The following is a 12,075-nucleotide window of genomic DNA, read 5'->3' on the forward strand; positions in this document are numbered from 1 at the left end:
TCGGCGGAGGATCAGGACGCGTTCTTGACCGTGATCTTCTCCGTGACCGTGGTCTTCTCGCCCGACGTGTTCGTCGCCGTCGCGAGCAACGTGTGCACCCCGTCGGACGACGTGCTCGTGTCCAGCCGGAACGTGAACGTCCCGGCCGTCGGCTGATAGACGTGCTGCAGACCCGCCGAGTCGACCCGCAGGTCGTACGCCTGCAGACCAGCACCCGCACGATCCACCGACCCCGCGACCGTCCCCGACACCGTCGCCCCTGACGACGGCGCACCGAACGACAGCGCCGGCGGGTTGTCCACCGTGAACGAGACCTTCTTCTCGGTGGTCTTCCCGTTCTTCCCGACCGCGTCGATCTTCAGGCCGTACGTCCCGTTGACCAGCTTCGTCGTGTCCACCACGAGCCTCGGGTGCAGACCCGCGTTCGTCGACCCCAGCGCCTTGGCCGTCGCCGCCGTGCTCTCCGTGACCCACACCTGGCCCGAACCCTTGTTCAGCTCCAGGTACGTGTACGACACGTCCTTCGCCGCACCCCGAGATCCACCTGGAACGCCCTCGTCCCCGAGACCACGCCACCCGCCGACACCGACGCCGCGTCGATCACCGGACCGGTGGCCGGGGCCGCCGCCTTCGTGAAGGTCCACGACCCCACGTCGAACAGGTGATCGTCCGCCCCGCCCACGAAGGTGAAGAACACGTCGTGCGTGCCCGTGACCGTCCTCGCGAGGTCTGCGGAGACGGTCGTCCACGACGTCCCGCCGCCTGCAGGGACCGTGAGCGTGCCCACCACGTCACCGTCGGGGGCGTCGAGACGGACCTTCACCGTCCCACCCGCCCGCGGCAGGACGCTCGCCGAGACCGTCGACGCGCCCGTCGTGCCGAACGCGACCCCCGCGAGCGCGGTCCACTCGCCGTCGTCGACGTTCGCGAGCACCTGCGTTCCGGTCGGGTCGTCCGCGTCCTGCGGCGCGACCCGGACGCCCGACGACGCCTGGTACGCGTCCTGGATGCCGGAGTCCCACGCGATCGTGGCCGCGGAGACCTCACCGTACGGATCGAGCGTCCCGACCTGAGCGACACCCTGGTAGGTGCCGGTCGCCTGGCCGATCGTGCCGTCGGCGCCGATCGAGAGCCGGTCGATCTGCGTCGACCGGTAACCGTGCTCCGTGTCGAGCGAGCCACCCTCCACGAGCGCCGTCTGGACCGTCTGCGAGTGGTACGTGATGTACCACTGGTCCTGGAACTCGAACATCGCGTGGTGGTTGTTCCCGCCCGCACCGAAGAACGTCCCCGGGTTCGCCAGGATCGTGCCCTGGTACGTGAAGGGGCCCATGGGATCCTTCGACGTCATGTACGCGATCGTCCCCGTCGGGATGCTGTGCCCGTCGATGGTCGCCGAGTGCGAGAAGTTCGTGCAGTACGAGTAGTAGTACGTGTCGCCGATCTTGTTGATGCCCGAGTCCTCGAACACCGCCGGCGCATCGATCGTCGCAGCCGAGCCGACCGTCGAGACCATGTCGTCGCCGAGCCGGATGACGCGGGACGACTTCGGGTGGTCCGTCTGCTCCGCCGACGAGGTGCCGTTCGTGCTCGGGACGCCGCCACCGAAGTACAAGTAGGCCGACCCGTCGTCGTCGACGAGCACGGCCGGGTCGAACATCCACACGACGCCCGAGGTCCCCGGAGTGGCCGAGCTCACGAGAGGCTCGCCGATCGGGTCGTTCCACGGACCGGTGGGCGAGTCGGAGGTGAGGACGCCGATGCCTCCCGCGCTGTTGGCGAAGTAGAGGAAGAACTTCTCCTTGCCGTCGATCGTCCGGTGCGCGGCCGCGGGCGCCCACGAGTTCGAGGCCCACGTCGCGGCACCGTGGGTGCCTGCGACCTTGATCGCGCCCTCGTTGCGCCAGTTGACCATGTCGGCCGACGAGATGACGTCGATCGTCTGGATCCTCCCGTAGGAGTTGTCCTTGACGTTCCCGCTGCCGTCCGTCTCGTACGCCCGGACGACGTGGCCGTCGTCGTCGATGTGCGAACCGTCACCGGTCATGTACTCGTAGACGCGGCCGTCGTAGACCATGGCCCACGGGTCCGCGCCGTACTGGTAGTCCATGAGCGGGTTCGACGTGCCGACGGCCTTGGCCGCGGCGGCGTCCCCGCTCGGGTGGGTCTGAACCACCGTCTCCTCCTTCATCGAGATGTCGTCCGCCGAGAAGTCCATGAGGTCGTTCGCCGCGTCGGGCGTCCCTGTCCAGACCGTCTCCACGAACACCTTCGCCGAGACGTCGTAGGTCCCGCCTGCCGTGATCGCGCCCGCGACGCTCTGGATCGGGCCGTCGCCCGCGGCCTTCCGCCCGGTCACGTGCACGCTGCACGCACCGGACGCCTTGTCGTCCGATCCGAGCGCGAGCCCCGCGGAGCCGTTCGCGGCCCACAGGTCCAGCGCGCCGGCCTCGAAGCCGCCGTTCGCCAGGACGCCCCCGTCGAACGCCCCAGGGCCCGTCACGGACACGTCGTCCGCCTGCATCGACAACGGCACGGGACTCGACGCCGAGGGGTCGCACGCGGACAAGATCGGGGACTACTCCTACGTCCTCATGATCGAGTGGCCGTCGAACGAGATCCGGCAGGAGATCGTCTGGCGCTCGAAGACCCTCACGCCGGAGCGCTCGCTTCCCTGGCTTGGATATCGATATCGAACTGCCGCAGCCATCCCTCTGCGGGATCACTCCCCGGACCCCGACGCCGCAGCGACCGGGACGTGCTCCTGCCGAGGCGCACGTTCCGCACGTCTCGCACGTGCGGAGAGGTGCGGAACGTGCGCCTCGGCAGGGGGGTTACTTGGTGATGCGGAGGGTGGTCGTGGCGGACGAACCGGTGGCCGTGGACGACCCGGCGTACGCGACCTTGACCGTGTAGGTGCCCTTCGCGAGCTGCGGGAGCCGCAGCGACGCGGTCCCGTTGCTCGACAGGGCGACCCGACTCGACACGACGGTCCGCGTGACCGTCGTCGTCGCCTTGCCCTGCTTCACCGCCACCTTGTGGGTCACCGTCACCGTGACGGTGCCCGACGGCTTGGCCGTCGAGACCTTCGCCGTGACCGTCGCCCTCTGCACGTGCGTCGGCGCCTTCGGGCTCACCGAGACACTCGTCGACGACGAGGCCTTGGCCACCTTCACCGTCACCGTGTCGGACGACCCAGCGAACGCCTTGTCACCCGAGTAGGCGACCACCAGCGCGTGGGGACCCACCGCCAGGGCCGACGAGACACTCACCGTCGCGCGACCCGACACGAGCTTCGCCGAACCCACCAGCGTCTTCCCTTCCGTCACCCGCACCGTCCCGGACGGGATGCCACCCGTGCCGGACACCTTCACGGTGACCTTCACGGACTTCCCGTACGTCGCCGAGGACGACGACGCGACCGCAGCCGTGACCGAGTCTCGGAGCACGACGCCTGCCTCCGGCACGGTGGCGGTGTTCGTCATCTCGACGTTCCCCGCGACGTCCACGGCCCGGTACTGCACGGCCGTGGCAGCCGCACCGACCGTGACGGGCGCCGAGTACGCCGACCACGAGCCCGTGGCCCCGACCCGGTACTCCACCCGCGCCACCCCGGACAGCCCGTCCGCCGCGCGAAGCGTCACGGTCCGGGCGTCGGCATCCACCGTCCCGCTGGACACCGGCGCCGCCGAGTCCACGAGCACCGCGAGCGACACCACGTCCGAGACGTTGCCCGCCGCGTCCGTCGCCCGTGCCTGCACCAGGTGCCGACCGTCGGCCAGCGACGCCGTCACGGACGTCGCCGCCGACCCCGCCACGAACCCGCCACCGTCGACCGAGATCTCGGTCGACGCCAGCGCCGTCTCGTCCGCACCGGTCGCCGTCACCGACACCGGTGACGTCGTGAACCAGCCCGCCGACCCGTCAGCAGCGCCCGGCGACGTCACCCACGACACCGTCGGCTTCGTGAGGTCCGGGACGACCTCGGGGGCGACCGACGTGAGCGTCGGCACCACGGGGTTCATGAGGCCGTCGGGCGAGAACGTGACGCGGTCGATCGTGGTCTCGCGGTGCGTCCCGTCCCCGCCGGGGATCCCGAAGCGGTGGTACGCGATGTACCAGTCGTCGGTACCGGGAACCTGGACGATCGACGAGTGACCGGTCCCCAGGATGCCCTGGGACGGGTCCTTCGCGAGGAGCGTGCCGCGGTTCGTCCACGGCCCGTCCACGCTCGACGCCGTCGCGTAGCTCACGTGGTAGTTCTCGCTGCCGGTGTCGTCCACCGACCACGTGAGGTAGTACGTGTCGTTCCGCTTGTTGACGAACAGGCCCTCGCGGAAGTCCGTGAGGCCGCTGATCGTCGTGACCTTCGACGCGTCGTAGGAGATCAGGTCCTCATTCAGGGGGACCATGCGCGCGGTGCCGTTGCCCCAGAAGAGGTAGGTCGTCCCGTCCGTGTCGGTGAACACGGCCGGGTCGATCTGCTGGGCTCCGCCGAAGTCCGCCTTGTGGATCAGCGGCTCGCCGAGCGCGTCCGTGAAGTGGCCCGTCGGGGAGTCGGACACCGCGACGCCGATCTGCTGGTCGGCGACGAAGTAGAAGTAGTACCTGCCGTCCTTCTCCGTGATGGTCGGCGCCCACGCGTGGCCGTCGGCCCAGCTGACGTCCGGACCGAGGTCGAGGATGACGCCGTGGTCGGTCCAGTCGACGAGGTTCTTGCTCGACCAGACCGTGAACGACGTGCTCCCCCACCCCGCGACGCCGTCCGTCGTGGCGTAGATGTAGTAGGTGTCGCCGAACACCACGATGTTCGGGTCGGCGTTGTAGCCCGGCAGCACCGGGCTGTTCATGACGAGCGCCTTGACGGTCCACGCCTGCGTCGCCCCGTCGGAGCCGGTCACCGTGTAGGTGACGGGCTGCGAGAAGTCGTGCACGGAGCCGTTTGCGGGCGACACGGTCGCCCCCGGGACCAGCTCGAGCGTCGGCGCGAGCGCGCTGAGGTCCGTCCCCGGCTTGACCGGCAGCGTGACCGTGCTCGACGCGGAGTCCACGATCGCGGGCACCTTGAGCGTGTCCAGGGACGCGCCGACGACCGCGGTCGTGTTGCCGGCCTGCGCGAGCACCTCGGCCGACGAGAGCGCCCGGTCGTAGATGCGGAAGTCCCGCACCTGGCCCTTGAGGTACGTGTCGGCCGTGTACACCGAGCGACCGATGTAGTTCGCCAGGGTCGAGCCGTTGCCGATCGAGCCCGGGGTCAGCGTGACCCCGGTGTTCTGGGCGACCTTGACCCCGTCCTCGTAGAGCGTTCCGGTCTTCGTGGCCGCGTCGAGCGTGTACGTGAGGTGCTTCCACACGCCACGGGCGAGGTTCGACCCCTTGGTGGTGTTCTGCTCGGTCGTCCAGTTCCCGGACGCGATCGCGGTGCGGTACCCGTCACCGGTCGTGAACAGGTAGCCGTTGCCGACGCCCGAGCTGTCGGTGTTGCCCAGCCCGTAGACGAAGTACGGCGTCGTCTGGCTCGCGTCGATCTTCACGTCGATCGACACCGTCGTGGACGTGAGGTCCTGGAGCACGTCGTCCGGCAGGTCGACGTAGTCGTTCGTGCCGTCGAGCGTGACACCGCTCGCCGACGGGACCGCGCCGTTCACCAGGGTGGCGTCGAGGCCGTGGCCGGACGCGTCGTGCACGACCGTGCCGCTGGTCTCGTCGAGCGGGTAAGAGACGACGAGGTCGGGGTCGACCGTCGGCGCGCCCACCGAGAGCGTGGCCTTGCCGGAGCTCGCGCCGACGACCCCGTACCCGGCGTAGGCCGCGGAGACCTCGACCGCCCCGACCGGGAGGTCGGCGGGCAGGTCGACGACGGCCTTGCCCGCGTCGTCCGCGTCGAGGTGCACAGTCGTGCTCCATGACCCGGCCGACACGACGACGTCTCCGGCGACCTGGCCGCCGTCGGACGCCTTGACCGTGACGGTCGCGGTCGTCGCGTCGCCCTGCTCGACGACGGTGTCCGCGAGCGTGACCTTCGTGGTCGACGTGACCGCGGACGCCGCGGTGCCCGTGATGCCGTCCCACTCGCCCTCGGTGATGTTCATGACCGTGCCGTGGCGCGGGCTCGACGGCAGCGACCAGGACGCGGGGGTCTCCCAGTCCGGGTTCGCGAGGCTGTCCGAGTGCAGCGGCAGGTACTTGCGGTAGCCGTACTCGTCGACGAACAGGTAGTACCCGCCGCCGTTGACGTCACCCGCGTTGGCCTTGAAGATCGACGGTCCCTCGGCGCGGACGAGACCGGCCTTGGTCGCGATGCAGGTGTCCTGGACCGTCCAGTCGGCCACCGGCGCGAGGAGGTCCGTGGACTCGTCCTGGAAGATGTCCGTGCAGCCGCCCGCGCTCGCCTCGTCCTTGGTGAACCGGTAGTAGGTGTCACCCTCCTTGTAGACGGTGGTGTCGATGCGCGACTTGCCGCTGTCCTGCCAGACCTTCGCGGGCGAGAACGTCACGAAGTCGCGGGTCGTGGCGTACATCATCCGGTGGTAGGTCGAGCCGGAGTGCGCGGTGTCCGTCGGGTCGTACAGCGACGACGCCCAGAACACGACGTACGAGCCGATCTCGTCGTCCCAGTACGCCTCGGGCGCCCACGTGTTGCCCGCGGTGTCGGGCGAGACCTTCACCTGGCGCTGGTCGGACCAGTGCACGAGGTCCGTCGACTCCCAGATCTCGATGTTCTTCGAACCGGTCCTGACCGAGTCGCCCCACGACGTGCCGGACCCGATCGAGAGGTCGGTGGCGATGAGGTAGAACGTGTCGCCGTCGTGCGACCGCATGATGAACGGGTCGCGCAGACCCTTGGTGCCGAGCGTGGAGGTGAGCACCGGCTCGCCGTCGTTCAGCTCGCTCCACTTCAGCGCGTCGTTGCCCTGGCTGGCCGCGAAGTAGATCTTCTCGCCAGGGAGCGAGTCGCCAGTGAAGTAGGAGTACATGTAGCGGGTCGTCGGGACCGTCCGCGGCAGCGGCTGGACGTGCGCGGTGTACGTCCGCGTCGCGTGGTCGTCCCCGAGGGTGGCGGTCGCCGTGAGCGCCACGTCGACCGCGTCCTCGCCGTAGGCGGGCCGCGTGACCTCACCCGTGGCCGAGACGACGTCCGCGGCGGGCGACGCCCACGTGATCGCCGAGCCGTAGTGCCCGTCGGTCGGGAGCGTGAGGTTGCCCCGGACGTCGTCGAGGTTCGTCACCGTGAGGTGCTCGGCGTCATAGGCCACCTTGTCGGACGACGCGGGCGCCGCGAGCACCGTCGCGGTGAACGCCTTCGTCCGGGTCGCGGTGCCGTTCGTGACGGACGCCGTGAGGGTCACGGTCGCCGACGGCTGACCGGCTGCCGGCCGGGTGACGGTGCCGTCCGTCGCGATCACCGTCGGCGTCGACGACGTCCACGTGACCGTCGCGCCCTGGGCGCTCTTCGGCAGGGCGAGGTCGTCCGTCACCGCGGACAGGTCGCCCAGGTCGAGCGCGGAGAGCGCCGCGTCGGCGCCAGCCTCCGCGGTGTCCTCGGCGAGCGCAGCGGCCTCCGCCGCGTCGAGCGTGCGTCCGTAGACGCGGAAGTCGCGGATCTTGCCCTTGAACGACGCGTCCGCCGGGTAGCCCGAGCGTCCCAGGTAGTTGCGCGTCGACGTGCCGTCCGGCTCGCCGATCTGCGCGGGAGACTGCGTGATCGCCGTGCTCGAGCCGACGAGCGCACCGTCCTCGTAGAGCTGCGCCGAGCCGGGCGCAGCGGTCGTGCCGCCGTCGAGCACGTACGTGACGTGCTTCCAGGTCCCGGTGGCCAGGGCCCCCGACTTCTTGACGCTCTGCTCCGTGGAGTAGCCGGCCGTGGCGAGGGTGCCGCGCAACGTGCCGCCCGCGCCCGTCGTGAAGAAGTAGCCCGTGCCGTTCGGGTACGTCGCCGAGTTGCCGAGGTTGTACATGAACCAGCTGCCCGTGAGGCTCGCGTCGACGTACACGTCGAAGTCGACCGTCACGTCGTCCTTGCCGGCGACGAGGTTGTTCGGCAGCTTGATGGCGTTGCCGCTGCCTGCCGAGCCGCCGCCGAACGTGAAGCCGTCCCCGGCGTTCCAGGTCGCCGTGCCCTCGACCGTCGCGTCCTTGCCGTTGCCGGACGCGTCGTGCGCGGTCGTGCCGCTCGTCTCGTCGAGCGGGTAGTAGGCGATCAGGCCGCTCGAGAGGTCGGCGGCGGAGACGTCCGCGGTGACGTCGTCGGCCGCTCGGCCCGCCGCGTGGGCGGAGACGGACGGCAGCATCGTCGCTGCCAGCACGGCCGCCGTCCCGACGGCCGTCGCTCTTCTCGTGTTCCTCATCCTCTTCCTCTCCTTGCTCCGGCGTCGTCGAGCTGACGGACGCCACCGCCGAGGCGCACGTTCCGCACGTCACGCGCGTGCGGAGAGGTGCGGAACGTGCGCCTCGGCGGGTGGGTTACTTCGTGATGCGGAGGGTGGTCGTGGCGGACGAGCCGGTGGCCGTGGACGACCCGGCGTACGCGACCTTGACCGTGTAGGTGCCCTTGGCGAGCTGCGGGAGCCGCAGCGACGCGGTCCCCTTCGACGTCAGGGCGACCTTCTGCGACACGACCGTCTTGGTCTTGCCGCTCACCGTGTGCGTGACCGTCACCGTGACGGTCCCCGACGGCTTCACCGTCGTGACCTTCGCCGTGACCGTCGCCTTCTGGGTGTGCGTCGGAGCCTTCGGAGACACGGACACCGACGTCTTCGACGACGTCTTGGTCACCTTGACCTTCACCGTGTCCGACGACGACCCGAACGCCTTGTCACCCGAATACGTGACCGCCAACGAGTGCGACCCGACCGCCAGCGACGACGACACCGTCACCGTCGCCTTCCCGCCCGACAGCGTCGCGGACCCGACCAGCGTCTTGCCGTCCGTCACCCGCACCGTCCCCGACGGCGTGCCGCCCGTGCCCGCCACCTTCACGGTGACCTTCACGGACTTCCCGTACGTCGTCGACGACGAGCTGACCACGGCAGCGGTCGAGGTGCCCTTCAGCACCACGCCCGACGCCGGGACCACCGCAGCGTTCGCGGCCTCGACGTTCCCCGCGACGTCCACGGCCCGGTACTGCACCGTCGTGGCAGCCGCACCGACCTGCACCGGAGCCGAGTACGCCGACCACGAGCCCGTCGTCCCGACCCGGTACTCCACCCGGGCGACCCCGGACCACTCGTCCGCGGCGGCCACGGTGACCGAACGGGCGGCGGCGTCGACCGTGCCCTTCGAGACGGGCGCGGCCGTGTCGACCAGCATCGCCTGCGACACCACGGCGGACGTGTTCCCCGAGGCGTCGACGGCCTGGGCCTGCACGACGTGCCGGCCGTCGGCGAGCACCGGCGTCGACGCGGACGCGCCGTCCGTGCTCGTCCACGCGCCGCCGTCGACGGAGACCCGCACGGACGCCACCGCGTGGTCGTCCGTGCCCGTCGCGGTGACGGTGACCGGCGCCGTCGTGAACCAGCCGGACGCCGGCTGCCCGGGCGTCGTCGTGATCGTGGCGACCGGGTCGACCGCGTCGGTGACCGTGACGGTCGCGACGGCCTGGACGTCCGAGCCGGCGGCGACGTCGGTCCGCACCTCGAAGGTGCCGGGCTGCGCGTACTGCGCGGGGTCGACCGTCGGCCACGTCACGGCGACGTCCTTCTTCGTGCCGTCGTGGTACGTCACGGAGACCTTCGACGGCAGGACCGGGGCCTCGCCCTCGCGGGTCGTCACCGACACGGGTGCGACCGACTCGACCAGCAGGTCGGGCTGGTACGCCGTGAGCACGCGCTCGTACTCGGCCTGCGTGAGCGGCAGGACGGTGCCGTGGCGCGGGCTCGTCGGGAGATCCGACTGCGTGGCCATCGACGTGAACGTCCCCGCGTCGAGGTCGGTCGTGGCGAACGGCACGTAGCCCTTGCCGCCGTGGTAGCTCGGCTGGTCCATGAACAGGTACCAGGTGTCCTGGCCGTTCGTGTTGACGTCCCCGGGGTTGGCCTTGAAGACCGTCGGACCCTCACCGGCGCTGAACGTGCCGCCCCACTGGTTCGCGAGACCCTGCCCGACCTTCTCCGTGACGAGCTGCCAGCCGGGCGTCGAGGTCGTCGTCGGGAGCGAGCCGGAGACGGTCGCGAGCAGGTCGGTCGACTTCTCCTCGCGCGGGATCATGTACTGCTCGTCCTTGACGAAGCGGTAGTACTCGTCGCCGTCCTTGATGACGGTCGCGTCGATCATGCCGAGGCCCGTGCCACGCTTGACGTCGATCCACGGCTTCGGCTCGCTGAACGTCACGAAGTCGCGCGTCGTCGCGTACATCATGCGGTTGTACGTCGACGTGTAGGTGCGGCCCGTGGTGTCCGTCGTGTCGTAGATGTTGGACGCCCAGTACACGACGTACGACCCGAGGTCCTCGTCGTAGTACGCCTCGGGCGCCCACGTGTTGCCCGCGAAGTCGGACGACACCTTGACGTGGCGCTGCGCCGACCAGTGCACGAGGTCGTCGGACTCCCAGACCTCGAGGTAGGTCGAGCCGGTCTGCTGCGGTGCCGCGAACGAGCCCGTCGGGTAGACCTTGAGGTCGGTCGCGAGCAGGTAGAACTTGTCGCCGTCGGCCGACCGGATGATGAACGGGTCCCGCAGGCCCTTCGTGCCCAGCGTGGACGTGAACAGCGGGCTGCCGCCGTTCAGGTCGTCCCAGTGGAGCGCGTCGTTGCCCTTGCTGGCGCCGAAGTAGATCGACTCCCCCGCGTCGGTGGACTCGCCCTCGAAGTACGCGAAGAGGTACGCGTCCTTGTCCTCCTGCTGGGGCAGCGGCTGGACGGTGAGCGTCAGGGTCTTCTGCGCGGTGGCGTCACCGGCCGCGACGTCGGCGGTGAGCGTGACCGTCTTCGCGGCCTCGCCGTGCGCCGGGCGCGTCACGCGGCCGTCGGTCGCGACCACGGACGGGTCGGACGACGTCCAGCCGACCGTGGTGCCCCAGCTCCCCGTCGTCGGCAGCGTGACGTTGCCGCGGACGTCGTCGGCGCTCGGGACGGTCAGGGCGGCGGCGGTCGCGTCCGCCGCCTCCTGGTCGGTCGGTGCGACGCCGGCGAGCGTCGCGACCTCGGCCCCCGACAGGGTGCGGTCGTAGACCCGGAAGTCCTTGATCGTGCCCTTGAACGAGTTGTCGCCCGCGTAGGCGGACCGCCCGATGACGTTGAGCGTGCTCGCCGTGATGCTGGCCGGCGACGTCGTGACGTTCCTGCGCTGGGCGACGAGGACGCCGTCCTGGTAGAGCGACACGCTGCCGGGCGCGGCGGTCGTCCCGCCGTCGACGACGAGGCTCACGTGCTTCCACGCGGCCGTCGCGAGGCCGCCCGGGCGGGCGGCGCCGACCTCGGTCGCGTACCCGGCGGTCGCGAACGTGCCGCGGTACCGGCTGCTGCTGTCCTTGCCGGTCACGAACAGGTAGCCGGTGCCGTTCGGGAAGGTGGCCGCGTTGCCCAGGTTGAAGAGGAACCAGTTGCCGGCCAGGGATGCGTCGACCTTGACGTCGAGGTCGACGGTGACGTCGTCCTTCCCGGCGACGAGGTTGTTCGGCAGCGTGATGGCGTTGCCGGCGCTCGACGCGCCGCCGCTGAACGTGAAGCCGTCGCCGGCGTTCCAGGTCGCGGCCCCGGTGACCGTGCCGTCCTTGCTGTGGCCCGACGCGTCGTGCGCCGTGGTGCCGGTGGTCTCGTCGAGCGGGTAGTACGCCACGAGGCCGGCGGTGAGGTCGGCGGCTGCGGTGGTGCTGGTCGTGGTGCTGCTGGTCGTGGTGCTGCTGGTCGTGGTGGTGCTGGTCGTGGTGGTGCTGGCGGTGTCGTCGGACGACGCGGCGGCCGCGCTCGTGGGCAGCGCTGCCCCGAGGCCGGCGACGACGACGGCCGCTGCGGCGGCTGCCGCGGTGGACCGCCTGGTGCGTGCGGTGGAACTCATGGACGCTCCTTCGTCGGAGGGTGAGTGAGGGGGGCCGCCGAGGCGCACGTTCCGCACGTCACGCGCGTGCGGAGAGGTGCG

The 12,075-nt window shown here is 70.4% G+C and carries 4 protein-coding genes; all 4 read right to left on the reverse strand.

The genetic code is table 11. The features are described from left to right. Nucleotides 1-11: 11 nt before the first annotated feature. Entirely contained in the window at nt 12-518 is a 507-nt protein-coding gene (locus CLV34_RS04380) for a hypothetical protein (protein WP_100348957.1), read from the reverse strand. Next, the gene (locus CLV34_RS04385; RefSeq protein WP_170044565.1) at nt 494-2,503 is read right to left on the reverse strand and encodes a family 43 glycosylhydrolase; all 2,010 of its coding nucleotides are present in this window, start codon (nt 2,501-2,503) and stop codon (nt 494-496) included. Before CLV34_RS04385 ends, CLV34_RS04380 begins: the two co-directional genes overlap by 25 nt. 331 nt (nt 2,504-2,834) lie before the next feature. Next, nucleotides 2,835-8,348 carry a family 43 glycosylhydrolase gene (locus CLV34_RS04390; protein WP_100348959.1) on the reverse strand — a complete coding sequence of 1,838 codons (5,514 nt, stop codon included), beginning with the start codon at nt 8,346-8,348 and terminating at the stop codon, nt 2,835-2,837. Nucleotides 8,349-8,463: 115 nt separating this feature from the next. Next, entirely contained in the window at nt 8,464-11,994 is a 3,531-nt protein-coding gene (locus CLV34_RS04395; protein WP_157803691.1) for an Ig-like domain repeat protein, read from the reverse strand. Between the last annotated feature and the right edge of the window lie 81 nt (nt 11,995-12,075).

Source organism: Luteimicrobium subarcticum (genome assembly GCF_002798015.1).
GTDB classification, from domain to species: Bacteria; Actinomycetota; Actinomycetes; order Actinomycetales; family Cellulomonadaceae; genus Luteimicrobium; species Luteimicrobium subarcticum.

Coding starts and splice junctions, on each gene's coding strand:
- CLV34_RS04390 (WP_100348959.1), bottom strand. CDS start 8,348: ATGAGGAACACGAGAAGAGCGACGGCCGTCGGGACGGCGGCCGTGCTG.
- CLV34_RS04395 (WP_157803691.1), bottom strand. CDS start 11,994: ATGAGTTCCACCGCACGCACCAGGCGGTCCACCGCGGCAGCCGCCGCA.